Genomic DNA, 16,662 nt, shown 5'->3' with positions numbered 1-16,662 from the left:
AGCCGTCACCCCAGCGAACGCTGGGGTGACGTGTGTGGCATTCACAGCGCCACATCCACCGCATGGATCGCGAGGCCCACCAGCCCGCCGACCAGCGTGCCGTTGACGCGGATATATTGCAGGTCGCGCCCGACCGCATTCTCCAGCCGGCGCGTGATCGTGCCTGCGTCCCAACCCTTCACCGTCTCCGACACCAGCCGGACGATGCCGTCGCCGTACTGCGCAGCCATGCCGACCACGGTGCGGCGCACGAAGCGGTTGATGGTCTTGCGCAACAAAGCCTCGCGCAGGAGCGTCTCGCCAAGCTGACGCAGCGCATCGCCGATCGGGCCCTGCATCACCCGGTCGGGGTCGCGCGCCATCCTGAGCATGCCGCCGCGTGCCTGTTCCCAAAGCCCGTCGAGCCAGCGCTGCATCGCCGGATTGGCGATGATCTCGGCCTTGATGCCCTCGACCCGCGCCTGCATCTCGGGCGAATGGACGAGATCGTGCGCAAGCCCTGCGAGACCTTCCTCGGCCTTGGCGCGGAGCGGATGCTCGGGATTGTCGGCCATTTCGGTGAGCAGCCCGTTCAGCCCGGCGATGATCTTGTTGGCGAGCGTCTCGTCAAGCCCGGTCCAGCGCAGGATCGAGCCCGCGCGTTCATGCACCATCGCGCGGATGAGATGCTCGTTCGCTTCCAGCACGCGCGCCGCCCAGCGCACGATGCCGTCGAGCAGCGGCAGGTGACGCCCCTCGGCGATCGCGGCGGTGAGCGCCTGGCCGAGCAGCGGCGCGACGTCCAGCTCGCGCAGGCGCGTGCCCATCATCGTGCGCACCATCCCGCCGAGCCGCTGCTGGTCGAGCGCCTGGAGCATGTGGATGGCGAGCGCGGCCGCCCCGCGCGCCATCCGCCCGTCGCGCGCCAGCGGCTCGGCGAGCCAGCGCCCGGCCGCGCCCGCGACGTCGAGCCGCAGCATCCGCCGCGCGACGACGCGGGGAATCAGGAAATTGTCGCGCAGGAACGCGGCGAGCGTGGTGCCGATGCGATCCTTGTTGCGCGGGATGATCGCGGTGTGCGGGATCGGAGCCCCAAGCGGGTGGCGGAACAGCGCGGTCACCGCGAACCAGTCGGCGAGGCCGCCGACCATCGCCGCTTCCGCGAACGCACGCGCGAAGCCCCAGCCGGGCGAGTGCGCGTTCTGCGTGCGCGCGACGAGGAACACCGCCGCCATCGCGATCAGCAGCCCGGTCGCGATCAGCCGCATGCGGACGAGGCCCGGCGGGGCGGCTTCGGTGCGCGGCGGGCGGGGCGTTATCATCGGGTACGAAAAGCCCGACGCGCCGGATAGTTCAAGTCCGCACCACAATCGGCGCCCCGGCGGAGGCCGGGGCCGCTACATTTGGGGCGCATGGCTCGCCAAGCCACGCAGCGGCCCCGGCCTGCGCCGGGGCGACGGCGATTTCACTCGGCCGGATGCTGTGGGAGTAGCGGCTTGTCGTCATGCTCGATCAGCGGCGGGTGGCCGTCGTCGCCGGGGCGATAGGTGAGCAGCCGCCGCCCGAGCCGCGGCCCCGCCCAGCGCTCGACCCCGACCGCGAGGCTGAACAGCGCCGGCACGATCAGCAACGTGAGCATGGTCGACAGCGTCAGCCCGCCGATCACGGTGACGCCCATCGGCGCGCGGAACGAGGTGTCGCCGTTGAGCCCGAACGCGGTCGGCAGCATGCCCGCCACCATCGCGACCGTGGTCATCACGATCGGCTGCGCGCGCTTGTGCCCGGCGTCGAGGATCGCGGTGCGCACCGGCACGCCGTGCTTCATCTCCTCGAGCGCGAAGTCGATCAGCAGGATCGAGTTCTTCGCGACGATGCCGAGCAGCATCAGCATGCCGATATAGACCGGCATCGAGATCGGATAGCCGGTGATGAGCAACGCCACCAATCCGCCAAGCGGCGCGAGGATCAGCGAGCCCATGTTGACGAACGGCGGCAGCAGCCGCTGGTAGAGCAGCACCAGCACCGCGAACACCAGGAACACGCCCGCGAACACCGCCACGATGAAGTTGGAGATCATCTCCTGCTGCCATTTCGACGAGCCGAGGACGAGTTCCTTCACCCCGAGCGGCAGCGTCTTCATGATCGGCAGATCGTGGACCAGCTTGCTGGCGGTGCCGCTCACCACGCCGGGGGCGAGATCGCTGCCGATCGTGATCTGGCGCTGCTGCGCCACGCGCTCGATTTTGGTGGGGCCGGCGCCGAAGCCGATATCGGCGACGAGGCCGAGCGGTACCGAGCCGCCGGTGGCGGTGGAGACGGGCAGGTTCTTGATGGTCGACAGCTTCTGGCGCGAATCCTGCGCGAGCGCGACGCGGATCGGCACCTGACGGTCCGACAGCGAGAATTTCGCGCTGTTCTGGTCGATATCGCCGAGCGTCGCGATGCGGATCGCGGTCGACAGCGCGCTGGTCGTCACGCCCATGCTGGCGGCGAGATCCATGCGCGGCCGGATGACGATCTCGGGCCGCTCGAGATCGCCGGCGATGCGCGGTGCGACGAGCTGGGGCACCTTCGACATCTGCGTGACGAGCGTCTGTGCGGCCTTCACCAGCACGGCGGGATCGTCACCGCCGAGCGTGACGGTGAAGTCGCGCCCCGAACTGCCCCAGCCATTGCCCGACTGGAACGACACGCGCGCATCGGCGAAGCGCGCGAGTTGCGGCGCAAGCTTGCGCTCGAACTGCACGCTGGTCAGGTCCCGGCCTTGCCCACGCGGTTTCAGGATCGCGGTGACGCGCCCGCTGCCGACCAGCGCGCGCGAATAGGTCGAGTCGACCTCCGGCTGCTTGCCGAGGAAACTCGCGACCTGCCGCACCATCACCTGCGTCTCCGCGAGCGTGGTGCCGGGCACCATCTCGATATTGGCGCGGCTGCTGTCGTTGTCCTGATCGGGCTGGAAGGTCTGCGGGATCATCGAGAAGCACACCACCGTCAGCCCGAGCGCGACCGCGGCGCCGACGATCGCGGACCAGCGATGCTTCAGCGTCCAGCGCAAGGTCGCCATATAGGCGTCCATCAGTCTGCCCTCGCCGTGGCTGGCATGGCCGTGCGACTTGAGGAAATAGGCGGCGATCATCGGGGTGATGAGCCGCGCGACGGCAAGGCTCATCAGCACCGACACGACGACGGTCAGCCCGAAATTCTTGAAGAACTGCCCCGCGAGGCCCGGCATCAGCCCTACCGGCAGGAACACCGCAACGATCGCCATCGTCGTCGCCAGCACGGCGAGCCCGATCTCATCGGCCGCGTCGATCGAGGCTTGGTAGGCGGTCTTGCCCATGCGCATGTGGCGGACGATGTTCTCGATCTCCACGATCGCATCGTCGACCAGCACGCCCGCGACGAGGCTCAGCGCAAGCAAGGTCATGTTGTTGAGCGTGAAGCCCATCAGGTCCATCAACCAGAAGCTCGGGATCGCCGACAGCGGGATCGCCAGTGCCGAGATGATCGTCGAGCGCCAGTCGCGCAGGAAGATGAACACCACGACCACCGCGAGCAACGCGCCCTCGACCATCGCCTCCATCGCCGAATGATATTGCGCCTCGGTGTATTTCACCGAGTTGAAGATCATCTTGAACTTGACCTTGGGGTTGCGCTTCTCGAGCTCGGCGAGCTTCTTGACCGCGCCGTGGAACACGTTGACGTCCGACCCGGTCTTGGAACGCTGGAAGTCGAAGCTCAGCACCTGCCGGCCGTTCAACTCGGACGACGTACGCTGTTCGGCGTAGAGATCGCGCACGTCGGCGATGTCGGAGAGGTGGATCGAGCGCCCGCCGCCGACCGAGATCTGCGTCTGGCCGAGATCATAGGCGCTCTTGGCGTTGCCGAGCACGCGCACCGCCTGTTCGGACCCGGCGATCTCCGCACGGCCGCCCGCGGCGTTGAGATTGACCTGGCGAAGCTGCGCGTTGACCTCGCTCGCGGTGAGGCCCTGCGCCTGCAATTTGAGCGGATCGAGGATCACGCGGATCTCGCGGCTGACGCCGCCGTTGCGATCGACCGCGGCCATGCCGGGAACCGACAGCAGTTCCTTGGTGACGGTGTTGTCGATGTACCAGCTTAGCTGCTCGACCGTCATGTCGGTGCCGATCGCGGCGTAGCTCGCCAGATCGTTGCCGGTGGTGTTGGCGCGGATCACCTGCGGTTCGAGGATGCCGTCGGGCAGGTTGCTGCGAATCTGCTGGATCGCGCCGCGCACATCCTCGACCGCACGGTCGATCGGAGTGCCGATGTTGAGCTGGACGACCGTCTCCGAATCGCCCTCGGTGACGGTCGAGTCGATCTCGTCGATGCCCTCGAGGCTGCGCACCGCCGCCTCGACCTTCTGCGTGACCTGCGTCTCCAGTTCGGTCGGCGCGGCGCCGGGCTGCGACACTTCGATGATGACGACGGGAAATTCGATGTCCGGCTGGTTGTTGACGTCCATCTTGATGAAGCTGACGATGCCCGCCACGCTCAGCATGAAGAACAGGACGATCGCGAAAACCGGGTTGCGGATCGACCAGGCCGAGATGTTGCGGAAGCCCATCCTGCGTCAGCCGCGCTTGGTCGGGGCGGGGGGCTGAACGGCAGGGGCCTGCGCGACCGGCTTCTGCACGATCGGCATGACCTTCTGCCCCGGCGCGAGGAAGGCGCCCGCCGACAGCACGACACGTTCGCTGCCGTCGAGCCCGCTGGCGATCGCGACGCCGCTGTCCGAAACGTCGCCCACCGTCACGTCGCGGCGCGCCACCTTGTTGTTGGCGTCGAGCACATAGACGAAATTGCCGCGATCGTCGCTCTGAATCGCCGAGTTGGGCAGTTGCGGCGCGCGTGTCGAGCCGCCGCCGATCTCCGCCGCCGCGAAGCCGCCGGGGCGCAGCGCGGGATTGTACCGGAGCGCGATGCGGGCGATGCCCTGCCGCGTCTGCGGGTCGATCACCGGCGAAATCTGCCAGACCTGCCCCTGATAGCTCGTCGCGCTGCCGACCGGGCGCACCGTCGCGACCGAACCGACGTGGATCGCGGCGAGATCGCCTTCGCTCAACTGCGCACGCATCTCCATCTCGCCGCGCTCGGCCATGCGGAACAATGTGCCCGATCCCGAACCGACGATCTGCCCGGCCTCGACGCCGCGCGCGAGGATCAGCCCGGTTTCCGGCGCGCGGATATCGAGCCGGCCGTTGCGCGCGAGCTGTTCCTTCAACGTCGCGCGCGCGACCTTCACGCGCGCATCCGCCGCGTCGCGCGTCGCCGCTTTGGTTTCGAGATCGGCCTTGGAGATGAAACCGCGATCGACCAGCGCCTGCGCGCGGTCGTAATTGGACTTGGCGATGCTCGCATCAGCCTCGGCCGCGCGGATCTGCGCGGCGAGCGAATCGCCGGTCTGCGTCTGCACCGCGCGGTCGATCGTGGCGAGCACCTGCCCCCTGGTGACCCACTGGCCTGGCTCGACCAGCACGCGCGTGATCATGCCGCCTTCGCCGGCCACGCCCACCGGCATGTCGCGCCGTGCGGCGAGCGTGCCGGTCGCGGAGATGACCTGCGACACGGTCGAGCGGCCGGGTGCCGAGACGGTGACGGTGGGAAGTTGCTCGACCGGCGCGGCCTTGGCGGCGGGTTTGCGGTGCATCCACCACCAGCCCGCGACCAGCGCGACGAGGATCGCCACCGCCGCGACGATCGTCAGCGCGCGGCGCGAACGTCGCTCGGGCGCGGGCAGGGCAAGCGTGCCGTCATTGTCCAACAACGGCGTCTCGTAGTTCATCTCTGTCACGTCCTCGCCCCGGCCGCTGCCGCGCACTACAGGCTGTATTAAGCGAATAATGCACCGCGCTCAAGCGCTCTCATGCGGCGTTGCGAGAATGCCGGGTTCGCGAGGCTGCCGCAATATCGCTTGGGTCGTGTCGCGGCGATTTCTGTTGCATATTGTCAACACCCGCTGCCGTTTCGCGCTTTCTTCCGGGACGGGCGCGCCGTTCATCCTCGGTTGTCCGGTGCCGTGCGAACAGGTCCGGACCGGGCCTTGCCGCCCGCCAACCGGGAGAGTCTCACGATGCGTTTTCACTTTCATGCCGTCACGCTGGCGGCGCTGTCCTGCGTCGCGCTGCCCGCGACCGCGCAGACCGCGCCGGCGACGGGGGCGATCCTCCCCGACGGCACGCTGCTCGACGTGCAGGCGGAGGGCAGCACGACGCGCGCGCCCGATGTCGCGACGATCCGCGCCGGTGTCGTCACGCAAGGAACGGGCGCGGCGGCCGCACTGTCCGACAATGCCAAGGCGATGGCGCGCGTGATCGACGCGCTCAGGAAGGCGGGGGTCGCGCCGCGCGATCTCCAGACCGCGACCGTCAGCCTCGCGCCGCAATACCGCTATGCCGAGGGGCAGCCGCCCGCGATCACCGGCTATCAGGCGACCAATTCGGTGGCGGTGCGCTTCCGCGATATCGCGCGCGCCGGCGGCATTCTCGACACGCTGGCGGCGGTGGGCGCGAACCAGATCGACGGGCCGGCGCTCGCGATCGACGATCCCGATGCCGCGCTCGACGAAGCACGCGCGGCGGCGGTGAAGATCGCGCGGGCGCGGGCGGAACTGTACGCGAAGGCCGCGGGGCTGTCGGTGGCGCGGATCGTGTCGATCACCGAAAACGGCTCGAACGACGGCGCGACCCCGGGGCCGGTGGTGTTCCTGCGCGCCGCCAAGGCCGCGCCGACCCCGATCGCGGCGGGTGAATCGCGCGTGTCGGTCACGCTGGCGGTGCGGTTCCTGCTCAAATAACAGTTCGGGCCGCGCGGCATGAACCGCACGGCCCGTACATGTCCCGGAATCCGGTCGCGCGCTTAGCGCAGCGAACCGCGACGCACGAGGTTGACGATCGCGAGCAGGATGATCGCGCCGATCAACGAATAGATGAAGGTCGTGACAGTAATGACCTGGTTGATGCCGCCGCCGAAGATGAACGAGGCGATGACCGAGCCGACGATGCCGACGACGACGTTAAGAAGAATGCCCTGCTGAGCGTCGGTCCGCATGACCAGGCTGGCCAGCCAGCCTACAACGCCACCTACCACGAGCCAGATGATGAGTCCCATAAGTCCCTCCATTGTTCCCCACCGACGGGGTTGACATGAAGTAAGACGATCATGAAGATGGTTTGTTCCGCATCCGGTACACGTCTCGTCGCAATCAGTATTTCTGCTGGCGCTCGTAGAGCGAGCGGTAATGCTGGATGCGCGTGACGCGCAGGCCGGGCATGCCAGACCGATCGATCGCACGCTGCCAGCCGGCGAACTCCTCGACGGTAAGGTTGTAGCGCTCGCAGACTTCATCGACGCTCAGCAGCCCGCCGTTGACGGCGGCGACCACTTCGGCCTTGCGGCGCACGACCCAACGGGTCGTTTCGGGCGGAGGCAGCGACTCGAGCGTCAGCGGTTCCCCGAGCGGGCCGATGACTTTGGCCGGACGTATCTTCTGGTTCTCGATCATGACTACCTCGATCGGGGCGGGGGGCCCCCGTTCTCACTCGAAACGGCAATAACTTGCCGGGTTTGAAGGGCGGTTAAAGCAGCGCGGTAAACGCCGCCTTCACTCCTCCTTCCAGCGGGTAAACATCTCGGCGACGCGTGCATTGAACGCGCCGTATGCCGGTGCGAACGCCCCCGCCGCCGCCTCGACGGCGAACAGGCGCGCGTGGATCATCGCGGTCGGGCTGGCGGCCTGACGCGCGGCCACGCCGACCATCAGCACCGCCAGGTCCGGGGGAAGCCCCGTGACCCGGCTGTCGTGTTCGAACCGGGAGAAACTCAGATCCACAAACGACGCTTTCCCAACAATCCCGATCACTCCGGGAATGGGAGGCTTGTAATCAAAGCGTCTAAAGGGCTGGTAAAGCTGGCGAAGAAAAACTGCGGAGGTGCGACGCTTTGCATCCGCCCCGGTGAGCGCCTATCTGGCGGCCATGTTGTCCGAAGCCGATTTTCAACTCGGGGCCGATCTGTCCGGTCGCCGTATCGTCGTCGCCATGTCGGGCGGAGTCGATTCGTCGGTGGTGGCGGCGCTGGCCGCGCGCAGCGGTGCGGAGACGATCGGCATTACGCTCCAGCTCTACGATCACGGCGAGGCGGTAGGGCGCGAGGGAAGCTGCTGTGCGGGCCGCGACATCCGCGATGCGCGCGGCGTGTGCGACCGGCTCGGCATCGCGCATTACGTGTTCGATCATGAAAGCAGCTTCCGCGCCGACGTGATCGACGGGTTCGCCGACGAATATCTTGCCGGTCGCACGCCGATCCCGTGCGTCCGCTGCAACATGGGGCCGAAATTCACCGATCTGTTCAAGATCGCGCGCGATCTCGGCGCTGATTGCCTCGCCACCGGCCATTACGTGCGCCGGGTGGAGGGCGCGCACGGCGCCGAACTGCACCGCGCCGCCGATCCGGCGCGCGACCAGAGCTATTTCCTGTTTGCGACGACGCAGGCGCAGCTCGATTATCTGCGCTTCCCTCTGGGCGGGATGCCCAAGCCGCGCGTTCGCGAACTGGCGGCGGAACTGGGCCTTGGCGTGGCGATGAAGCCCGACAGTCAGGATATCTGCTTCGTGCCCGATGGCGATTATGCCTCGCTCGTCAAGAAACTGCGGCCGGAGGCGGATACCAGCGGCGAGATCGTCGACGAGGCCGGGCGCGTGCTCGGGCGGCACAAGGGGCTGATCCACTTCACCGTCGGTCAGCGGCGCGGGCTGGAGATCGGCGGCACGCCCGAGCCGCTCTACGTGATCCGCCTCGATGCAGCCGCCCGGCAGGTGGTGGTCGGCCCGCGTACCGCGCTTGGCGTGGGCGCGGCGCGGCTGTCGGGGATCAACTGGTTGGGCGGCGACTTCGCCGGGCCGCTCACCGCTAAGGTTCGCTCGCTCGCAAAGCCGGTGCCGGCGCGGCTCGACGGCGACACGGTGCGCTTCGACGCGCCCGAATATGGCGTCGCACCGGGGCAGGCGGCGGTGCTGTACGCGGGCGAGCGCGTGCTCGGCGGCGGCTGGATCGAGGAAACCGAACGCACGCTGGTCGCGGCGTAGCGGGTCGGAACCGTCCGTGTCGAGCGAAGTCGAGACACCTGCGCGGCCCCTCGACTTCGCTCGGGGTGAACGGGTGTTTATCGTCCGGCCGTGAAGTCCATCGCTGCGAGGTCGGCGAGCATGCCCGGCCCGCTCGGCTGCCACCCCAGTGTCCGGCGCGTCCACGCGCTCGATGCGGGCATGTCCAGCCCCAGGAACATGCCGAGCCAGCCGTAATGCGCCTGCACCTCCTCAGGGCTGAGCGCGCGCGCCGGCACGCCGAGCCCGGCCGCGACCGCCTCGGCGATGGCGCGTGCGCTCACGCCTTCCTCGTCGACCGCATGGTAGCGCGCGCCCGGCGTGGCGGCGGCGATCGCCAGCGCATAGAGCCTGGCCACATCATCGACATGCGCCGCCGGCCAGCGATTCGCTCCGTCGCCGACATATCCGGCAACCCCGGCCGCGCGCGACGCCTCGATATACGGCGAGACGAGGCCCTGTTTTACGGTGTCGTGGACCTGCGGCAGCCGCATCGCCGACACGTTCACCCCGGCGTCGAGCAGGGTGACGCCGGTCTTCTCCGACAGCACGCGCGAGTTTGGGTTCTCGGCCGCGTACCCGGCCTCGGTCGCGGGCTGGCCGGGCACGGTGGTGCCCATGCCGACGCCCGAGGTGATGAGCAGCGGCCGGTCCGAGCCCTTGAGCACCTCGCCCAGCGCGGCGATGATGCGCGCGTCCTTCTCGCAATTGGCGACGAAGTTGGCGAAGTCGTGATCGAACGCGGTGTGGATCACCGCATCGACGCTCTCCGCCCCGGCGGCGAGCCCGGCGGGATCTTCGAGCGTACCGCGGTACGCCTCCGCCCCGGCCGCTTCGAGCGATCGCGCGCCCGCGTCGGAGCGGGTGAGGCCGAGCACCTGATGCCCGGCCGCGAGGAGTTCGGGCACGATCCGCGAGCCGATGAAGCCGGTCGCGCCGGTAAGGTATATGCGCATTGGGAGACGCTCCGTGTTGTTCGAGCCGCCATGTCGGCGCGCCCGCCACACCGGAAAAGACGAGAGATTATCCCGGTATAGCGTTCAACAGGCTGCCACCGCCGCTGCGGAGCCGTTTCACCTCGGCTGTTATCTCCGGCCAGTAGGGCGGCATGAAGCGGTCTCGCCCGAACAGCAGCCGTTTCAGACCGGCCGGCTCTCGCGCCAGGAGGACGCGCTCGCGCACATGGTCGTCGGGCGAGCCCGCCCATTCGCCCGCCATCGCGACAAGATTGCGCCAGAAGGCAGGCCGCACGTCCCAGCGCAGCGCGTGATCGGCGGCTTCGAGGCTCCATCCATCCCGGAGGATCACGCCGGCAATGGCGGGAATCCAGACTTCGGGCATGTCGGTATCGAGGTACAGCTCCGCCAACGCGCACCACAACGGCATGCGCCGCGCGATCTCGTCGTCGGCGAGCGCCGATTTCACAGGAAGAACGTCCCCTCGATCACCGTCACGCAATTGCCGCCCAGCACGACCCGGTCCCCGTCGAGCGTGCAGTCGAGCCGGCCGCCGCGTGCGCTCGCCTGCCAGGCGGTGAAGCGGTCGCGGCCGAGCCGCTTGGCCCAATAGGGCACCGCCACCGCATGTGCCGATCCCGTCACCGGATCCTCGTCGATGCCGCCGCCCGGCGCGAACGCGCGGCTGACGATATCGGTCGTGTCGCCCGGCGCGCTGACGATGGTGAGCCAGTCGCCCTCGGCGGCGAGCTTGCGGAAATCAGGCGCGACCGCGCGCACCTGCGCCTCAGTTTCAAGGATGACGAGCCCGTAGCGATGTTCGTGCCACAGGGTCTCGACCACGGTGTCCACGCCGAGTGCGGCCACGATCTCGGGCAGCGGCTTGGGCGTCGGCGCCCAGACCGGGAGCGCCAGTTCATACCCGCCGCCCGCGCGCGCGACCGACAGGATACCCGCCTTGCGCGTACGGAAGCGGACCGAGGTCAGGTTGCTGTCACTGGACAGCACATAATGGCCGCTCGCCAGCGTGGCGTGGCCGCACATCACCACCTCGTTGGTGGGGGTGAACCAGCGCAGCTCGAACTCGCTCTCGCCGCTGTCGTCGGGGACGAGGAAGGCGGTTTCAGACAGATTGTTCTCGGCCGCGATGCGCAACAGCGTGTCGTCATCGAGCCAGTCGGTCAGCGGCATCACCGCCGCCGGATTGCCCTCGAACGTCTGGGTCGCGAAAGCGTCGATCTGGGTGAAGGGCAGTCTCATGCGCGCTCCTTGGGGCTGGCGATGACATCGGGTTCGATCAGCGGGTTGTCGGCGTCGAGCAGCCAGCCGGGATCGACATGGATCAGCACGTCGGTATTGGGGAAAGCGGCGTGGATGCGCTCCTCGATCGCTTCGACCACCTCATGCGCGTCGGCCACGGTCATCTCGGGCGCGACGTACATATGGAACTGGACGAAATCGCGCGTGCCCGAGCGGCGCGTGCGGATATCGTGCAAGCCCCGCAGTTCGGGGTGATCGGCGACGAGCGCGATCAGCCGGTCGCGTTCCTCGACCGGCCATTCCTTGTCCATCAGCAGATCGATCGCGCTCCCTGCCGAACGCAGCGCCCCCCAGCCGAGCCACAGCGCGATCAGCACCCCGAACACCGGGTCCGCGCCGCGGATGTGCAGCACCTGATCGAGCACCAAGGCGACGATCACCGACACGTTGAGCAGCAGGTCCGACTGATAATGCACGTTGTCCGCGCTGACCGCGACCGAGCCGGTCTGCGCGATGATGCGCCGTTGGTACGCCACCAGCGCGAGCGTCACGACGATCGCAGCAATCGACACGCCGATGCCGGTGCCTGCGTCATGCGTCGCGGCGGGCGCGCCGAACTGGCGCATCGCTTGCCCCGCGATGCCGACCGCCGACACCGCGATCAACGCGACCTGGAACAAGGCGGCGAGCGCCTCGGCCTTGCCGTGGCCGTAGCGATGATCGTGATCGGCCGGAATCGCGGCGAGATGCACGCCGTAGAGCGTGACGCACGAGGCGACGAGATCGAGCGCGGTGTCGGCGAGCGACCCGAGCATCGCCACCGAGCCGGTCGCCCACGCCGCATAGCCCTTCAGCGCGAGCAGGAAGCACGCCGTCGCAACGCTGGCGAGCGCGCCGCGCGTGGCGAGGGGCATCGTGCCGCTCACGGGTAGAGCAGGCCCTCGTCCCAGCCGCCATCGGTACGGGTGAACAGCCGGCGTTCGTGGAGACGGTGCGCCCGATCCTGCCAGAATTCGATGCGATCGGGCGTGACGCGATAGCCACCCCAATGCGGCGGGCGCGGCACCTCGCCGCCGGCGAAACGCGCCTCCATCTTGGCGAAACGCGCCTCGAACGTCTCGCGCGCGTCGAGCGGGCGCGACTGGTCCGACGCCCAGGCGCCAAGCTGCGAATCGCGCCCGCGCGTGGCGAAATAGGCGTCGCTCTCCGCATCCGTCACCTGCGACACCGCGCCTTCGATGCGGATCTGGCGGCGCAGCGACTTCCAGTGGAACAGCAACGCGGCCTGCATATTGGTGGCGAGATCGCCCGCCTTGCGGCTCTGCCGGTTGGTGTAGAACACGAAGCCATCGCGCCCATGCCCTTTCAGCAGCACCATCCGCACCGCCGGACGACCGTCCGTATCGGCGGTGGCGAGCGCCATCGCGTTCGAATCGTTGATCTCGCTCGCGCGTGCCTCGGCGTACCAGGCGTCGAACAGGGTGAAGGGATCGGTGCTCATCCTGCGGCTTTAACGCGTGAACGGCCCGTGTGTAACCTCCTACACCGTTCGTCCTGAGCGAAGTCGAAGGACGTGCCGCGCACGCCATCGCTCATGGGGCACGTGCTTCGACTTCGCCCAGCACGAACGGGAGGAGAGGCGCGCGAGCGGGTCGCGGGCGAGCGGACGGAACGACTCCGCGCGCCACACATTGAATCGGTTTCGTGGGCGAAAGGAACCGGCAGATGGCGGCACGCGCATATTGGCAGGGGCAGATCCGCCTCGCGCTCGTCTCGATCCCGGTGGAGATCTACAGCGCCACCAAATCGGGCGCGGCAATAAGCTTCAAGCAAATCCACGAGCCGACCGGCAAGCCGATCCATTACGAGAAGGTCGTCACCGGCGTCGGCCCGGTCGACACTGACGAGATCATGAAGGGTTTCGAGTTCGAGAAAGGCGAGTACGTGCTGCTCGAACAAGACGAGATCGACGCGGTGAAGCTCGAATCGAAGAAGACGCTCGAACTGACCCAATTCGTCGATGCGTCCGATATCGACGTGCTCTATTACGAGAAGCCGTATTTCGTGGTGCCCGCAGACGATCTCGCCGAGGAGGCGTTCATCGTGCTGCGCGAGGCGCTCAGGCGCACCAAGAAGGTTGGCCTTGGCCAGCTTGCGATGCGCGGGCGCGAATATGTCGTCAGCCTGAAGCCGTGCGGGCGCGGCATGGTGCTGGAGACGTTGCGCTATGCCGATGAGGTCAACAAGGCGCAGGGCTATTTCCGCGACATTCCCGAGGGTAAGCCCGACGACGACCTGCTCGACCTGGCCGAGACGTTGATCTCGAAGAAATCGGGGCCGTTCCACCCGCAGGAGTTCCACGATCGCTATGTCGACGCGCTGAAGGAACTGGTCGAACGCAAGCGCAAGGCCAAGGGCGGCAAGATCATCGAGGATACCGAGGGCGACGCGCCCAGAAAGGGCGGTTCGAACGTGGTCGATCTGATGGCCGCGCTCAAGAAATCGGTCGAGGCGCGTGGCGGTGCGGCGGCGGAGAAGGCGCCCGCGAAGAAGGCACCGGCGCGCAAACCGGCGGCAAAGAAACGTGCATAGCCCGCGATCCGTCGCCCCGCCGCAGGCCGGGGCCGTCACGTTTCGGGCGAAACGCCCGCCCAGCCACACAGCGGCCCCGGCCTGCGCCGGGGCGACGAGAGGAATGGCTCCACGCGTCACCCCAGCGCACGCTGGGGTCTCTCGCGGCAGGCCGTGCGCTCTCCCCGAGAAGACCCCAGCTTGCGCTGGGGTGACGGAGTAGGCGCGCATGTCGACCGACCCCCTCGCCCGCTACAACGCCAAGCGAGACTTCGCGAAGACGGCGGAGCCCGCCGGCACGCTCGCGCCTGGAAATGGCAACCGCTTCATGGTCCAGAAGCACGACGCGACGCGGCTGCACTGGGATTTCCGCCTCGAAGTCGACGGCGTGCTCAAAAGCTGGGCCGTCACGCGCGGGCCGAGCCTCGACCCGAACGAGAAGCGGCTGGCGGTTCGCACCGAGGATCACCCGCTCTCCTACGCCGATTTCGAGGGGACGATCCCCAAGGGCGAATATGGCGGCGGCACGGTGATGCTGTGGGACGACGGCACCTGGGCGCCGGTCGCGGGCAAATCGGCCAAGGATATCGAGAAGGGGCATCTCCACTTCGTGCTCGATGGCGAGCGGATGAAGGGCGAATGGCTGCTGATCCGCCTCAAGCCGCGCGGCAAGGAGAAGGCCGAGAACTGGCTGTTGCGCAAGATCGATGATGCAGACGCGGGCGCGACCGACGCGCTCGTCGAGACGGCGCTGACCAGCGTGAAGACCGGCCGCACCATGGCGGAGATTGCGGAGGGATTGAAACCAAAGTCGTCGCCCCGGCGGAGGGGCAGCCCGCAAAGTAACACTTTGCGGGAACCCCGCAGGCCGGGGCCGGCCAGTGGCCAGCGCGCGACCAAGCCCCGCAGCGGCCCCGGCCTCCGCCGGGGCGACGTCGGGTTCCGCGAGCCGCAACTCTGCACCTTGGTCGATTCTGTGCCGACCGGCAGCGGCTGGCTGCACGAGGTGAAGTACGACGGCTACCGCGCGCTCGTCGCCGTCGCGAACGGCACGGCCAAGGTGTTCACCCGCAGCGGGCTCGACTGGACCGACAAGTTCCCCGGCATCGCCGAGGCGGCCGCCGGGCTTGACGTCGGCGATGCGCTGATCGACGGCGAGATCGTGGCGTTCAAGGACGGGCGGCCTGATTTCTCCACGCTCAAGGATGCGATCTCGGCGGGCGGGGAGATGACGTTCTTCGCGTTCGACCTGCTCGACCTCGACGGCGAGGATCTGACCAAGCTGCCCAATATCGAGCGCAAGGAACGGCTGCGTCCGCTGCTCGCGGGTACGGATGCGCGGCTGCAATATTCCGAGCATATCGTCGGCTCGGGCGAGCAACTGTTCGAAACGATGTGCCGCGAAGGCTATGAAGGCGTCGTGTCGAAACGGGCCGATGCGCCGTATCGCGGCAAGCGGACGACCGACTGGCTCAAGATCAAGTGCATCCGGCGGCAGGAGTTCGTCATCGTCGGCTGGCTGCCGTCCGAGAAGAAGCGCGGCTTCCGCTCGCTGCTGCTCGGGCTGAACACGCCCGACGGACTGATCTATGCGGGCAAGGTCGGCACCGGCTTCGACGCCGCGCTGCACGAGGATCTGACCGCGAAGCTCGCCCGCATCGAACGCAAGACCGCGACCGTCACCGCCCCGCGCGCGATGGTGCGCGGCGCCCACTGGGTATCGCCCAAGCTGGTTGCGGAGGTGGCATTTACCGAGACGACGCCCGACGGCGTGCTGCGCCACCCGAGTTTCATCGGCCTGCGCGAGGACAAGCCGGCGAGTGAGGTGGTGGCGGAAGTTCCGGTCCCACTCTCCGCCGCACCCGAGGTGGCGAAAGCGGAACAGCCTCAAACCCCCGAAATCCACGTCACGGTCAGCAGCCGCGAACGGCTGATCTTCCCGGATTCGGACGTCACCAAGGGCGATCTCGCCGATTATTACGCGCAGGTCTCCGCAGTCATGCTGCCGTGGGCGGGCAATCGCCCGATCAGCCTGGTGCGCTGCCCGCAAGGGCGCGGCAAGGCGTGCTTCTTCCAGAAGCACGACGCGGGCAGCTTCGGCGACCATGTCCATCAGGTGCCGATCCTCGAGAAGGACGGCTCGACCGAGAATTACCTCTATGTCGACGATGCCGACGGCCTCGTCGCGTGCGTGCAGATGGGCACGATCGAGTTTCACGGCTGGGGATCGTCGGTCGCCACGCTCGAACAGCCCGATCGCATGGTGTTCGATCTCGACCCCGACGAGGGGCTCGGCTTCGATGTGGTGCGTAAGGCGGCGGAGGATTTGAAGGAACACCTCGCCGAGATCGGTCTTGTCAGCTTCGCGATGCTGTCGGGCGGCAAGGGCGTGCATGTCGTCGTGCCGCTCAGCCCCCAAGCGGAATGGCCGGCGGTGAAGGATTTCGCCGACCGCTTCTCGCGCGCGCTTGCCGTGGGCGAGCCCGAGCGGTTCGTCGCCACCATGTCCAAGGCCAAGCGCAAGGATCGCATCTTCATCGACTGGCTGCGCAACCAGCGCGGCGCGACCGCGGTGCTGCCCTATGTGGCACGCGCGCGCGCCGGCGCGCCGGTCGCGGTGCCGGTAAGCTGGGCGGAACTGCGTGAGATCGACCGCGCCAACCTGTGGAGCGTGCGCGACGCGCCCACGCTGATCGAGCGCGCCGGCAGCCGTGCGCTCGCCGGCTGGGGCGTGGCCGATCAGGTGCTGCCGGATTTGTGAAGCCGGTTGC

General features: G+C 67.9%; 15 protein-coding genes. 4 read left to right on the top strand and 11 right to left on the bottom strand.

Annotated elements, in window-relative coordinates; all coding sequences use genetic code 11:
- Positions 1 to 41 precede the first annotated feature (41 nt).
- The 3 genes from AC3ANX_RS18100 to AC3ANX_RS18090 form a co-directional block, all read right to left on the bottom strand.
- On the bottom strand, positions 42 to 1,301 hold the full coding sequence (locus AC3ANX_RS18100) for a DUF445 domain-containing protein (RefSeq protein WP_488334620.1): 1,260 nt from the start codon (positions 1,299 to 1,301) through the stop codon (positions 42 to 44).
- A gap of 143 nt (positions 1,302 to 1,444) precedes the next feature.
- A complete protein-coding gene (locus AC3ANX_RS18095) occupies positions 1,445 to 4,567 on the bottom strand; it encodes an efflux RND transporter permease subunit (protein ID WP_488334619.1) in 3,123 nt (1,040 codons plus the stop codon).
- 6 nt (positions 4,568 to 4,573) lie between these two features.
- On the bottom strand, positions 4,574 to 5,785 hold the full coding sequence (locus AC3ANX_RS18090) for an efflux RND transporter periplasmic adaptor subunit (protein WP_488334618.1): 1,212 nt from the start codon (positions 5,783 to 5,785) through the stop codon (positions 4,574 to 4,576).
- 288 nt (positions 5,786 to 6,073) lie between these two features.
- On the opposite strand from AC3ANX_RS18090, the gene AC3ANX_RS18085 reads away from it, so the two are divergent.
- Positions 6,074 to 6,796: an SIMPL domain-containing protein gene (locus tag AC3ANX_RS18085; protein WP_488334617.1), complete on the top strand. Its 723-nt coding sequence runs from the start codon at positions 6,074 to 6,076 to the stop codon at positions 6,794 to 6,796.
- Positions 6,797 to 6,858: 62 nt separating this feature from the next.
- Here the strand turns inward: AC3ANX_RS18085 and AC3ANX_RS18080 are convergent, their stop codons facing one another.
- The 3 genes from AC3ANX_RS18080 to AC3ANX_RS18070 all read right to left on the bottom strand — a co-directional run bounded on the left by AC3ANX_RS18080 (position 6,859) and on the right by AC3ANX_RS18070 (position 7,831).
- Positions 6,859 to 7,110, bottom strand: a complete 252-nt coding sequence (locus AC3ANX_RS18080) for a GlsB/YeaQ/YmgE family stress response membrane protein (protein WP_488334616.1) — start codon at positions 7,108 to 7,110, stop codon at positions 6,859 to 6,861.
- Between the two features lie 94 nt (positions 7,111 to 7,204).
- Positions 7,205 to 7,504: a CtrA inhibitor SciP gene (sciP, locus tag AC3ANX_RS18075; RefSeq protein WP_488334615.1), complete on the bottom strand. Its 300-nt coding sequence runs from the start codon at positions 7,502 to 7,504 to the stop codon at positions 7,205 to 7,207.
- Positions 7,505 to 7,603: 99 nt separating this feature from the next.
- Positions 7,604 to 7,831: a hypothetical protein gene (locus tag AC3ANX_RS18070; protein WP_488334614.1), complete on the bottom strand. Its 228-nt coding sequence runs from the start codon at positions 7,829 to 7,831 to the stop codon at positions 7,604 to 7,606.
- A gap of 145 nt (positions 7,832 to 7,976) precedes the next feature.
- On the opposite strand from AC3ANX_RS18070, the gene mnmA reads away from it, so the two are divergent.
- Positions 7,977 to 9,086 carry a tRNA 2-thiouridine(34) synthase MnmA gene (gene mnmA / locus AC3ANX_RS18065; protein WP_488336989.1) on the top strand — a complete coding sequence of 370 codons (1,110 nt, stop codon included), beginning with the start codon at positions 7,977 to 7,979 and terminating at the stop codon, positions 9,084 to 9,086.
- 77 nt (positions 9,087 to 9,163) lie between these two features.
- Here mnmA and AC3ANX_RS18060 read toward each other — a convergent pair whose 3' ends face one another.
- The 5 genes from AC3ANX_RS18060 to pdxH form a co-directional block, all read right to left on the bottom strand.
- Positions 9,164 to 10,060, bottom strand: coding sequence for an SDR family oxidoreductase (locus tag AC3ANX_RS18060; RefSeq protein ID WP_488334613.1), 897 nt, complete (start codon positions 10,058 to 10,060; stop codon positions 9,164 to 9,166).
- A 67-nt stretch (positions 10,061 to 10,127) separates the two neighbouring features.
- Complete coding sequence (locus AC3ANX_RS18055; RefSeq protein ID WP_488334612.1) at positions 10,128 to 10,529, bottom strand: DUF7079 family protein; 402 nt, start codon at positions 10,527 to 10,529, stop codon at positions 10,128 to 10,130.
- Positions 10,526 to 11,320, bottom strand: coding sequence for a PhzF family phenazine biosynthesis protein (locus tag AC3ANX_RS18050; RefSeq protein WP_488334611.1), 795 nt, complete (start codon positions 11,318 to 11,320; stop codon positions 10,526 to 10,528). The genes AC3ANX_RS18055 and AC3ANX_RS18050 overlap by 4 nt, the downstream gene beginning before the upstream one ends.
- On the bottom strand, positions 11,317 to 12,234 hold the full coding sequence (locus tag AC3ANX_RS18045) for a cation diffusion facilitator family transporter (RefSeq protein ID WP_488334610.1): 918 nt from the start codon (positions 12,232 to 12,234) through the stop codon (positions 11,317 to 11,319). The genes AC3ANX_RS18050 and AC3ANX_RS18045 overlap by 4 nt, the downstream gene beginning before the upstream one ends.
- Positions 12,235 to 12,242: 8 nt before the next feature.
- A complete protein-coding gene (gene pdxH / locus AC3ANX_RS18040) occupies positions 12,243 to 12,821 on the bottom strand; it encodes a pyridoxamine 5'-phosphate oxidase (protein WP_488334609.1) in 579 nt (192 codons plus the stop codon).
- Positions 12,822 to 13,045: 224 nt separating this feature from the next.
- On the opposite strand from pdxH, the gene ku reads away from it, so the two are divergent.
- On the top strand, positions 13,046 to 13,912 hold the full coding sequence (gene ku, locus AC3ANX_RS18035; protein WP_488334608.1) for a non-homologous end joining protein Ku: 867 nt from the start codon (positions 13,046 to 13,048) through the stop codon (positions 13,910 to 13,912).
- 208 nt (positions 13,913 to 14,120) lie between these two features.
- Complete coding sequence (gene ligD / locus AC3ANX_RS18030) at positions 14,121 to 16,652, top strand: DNA ligase D (protein WP_488334607.1); 2,532 nt, start codon at positions 14,121 to 14,123, stop codon at positions 16,650 to 16,652.
- Positions 16,653 to 16,662 lie beyond the last annotated feature (10 nt).

The organism is Sphingomonas sp. BRN-1R (assembly GCF_057748035.1).
Note: the sequence above shows the minus strand (reverse complement) of the source record. Positions and strands in the feature narration are given on the sequence as shown.

Coding starts and splice junctions, on each gene's coding strand:
- ku (WP_488334608.1), top strand. CDS start 13,046: ATGGCGGCACGCGCATATTGGCAGGGGCAGATCCGCCTCGCGCTCGTC.
- ligD (WP_488334607.1), top strand. CDS start 14,121: ATGTCGACCGACCCCCTCGCCCGCTACAACGCCAAGCGAGACTTCGCG.
- AC3ANX_RS18060 (WP_488334613.1), bottom strand. CDS start 10,060: ATGCGCATATACCTTACCGGCGCGACCGGCTTCATCGGCTCGCGGATC.
- AC3ANX_RS18085 (WP_488334617.1), top strand. CDS start 6,074: ATGCGTTTTCACTTTCATGCCGTCACGCTGGCGGCGCTGTCCTGCGTC.
- mnmA (WP_488336989.1), top strand. CDS start 7,977: ATGTTGTCCGAAGCCGATTTTCAACTCGGGGCCGATCTGTCCGGTCGC.
- sciP (WP_488334615.1), bottom strand. CDS start 7,504: ATGATCGAGAACCAGAAGATACGTCCGGCCAAAGTCATCGGCCCGCTC.
- AC3ANX_RS18095 (WP_488334619.1), bottom strand. CDS start 4,567: ATGGGCTTCCGCAACATCTCGGCCTGGTCGATCCGCAACCCGGTTTTC.
- AC3ANX_RS18080 (WP_488334616.1), bottom strand. CDS start 7,110: ATGGGACTCATCATCTGGCTCGTGGTAGGTGGCGTTGTAGGCTGGCTG.
- pdxH (WP_488334609.1), bottom strand. CDS start 12,821: ATGAGCACCGATCCCTTCACCCTGTTCGACGCCTGGTACGCCGAGGCA.
- AC3ANX_RS18100 (WP_488334620.1), bottom strand. CDS start 1,301: ATGATAACGCCCCGCCCGCCGCGCACCGAAGCCGCCCCGCCGGGCCTC.
- AC3ANX_RS18050 (WP_488334611.1), bottom strand. CDS start 11,320: ATGAGACTGCCCTTCACCCAGATCGACGCTTTCGCGACCCAGACGTTC.
- AC3ANX_RS18090 (WP_488334618.1), bottom strand. CDS start 5,785: ATGAACTACGAGACGCCGTTGTTGGACAATGACGGCACGCTTGCCCTG.
- AC3ANX_RS18045 (WP_488334610.1), bottom strand. CDS start 12,234: ATGCCCCTCGCCACGCGCGGCGCGCTCGCCAGCGTTGCGACGGCGTGC.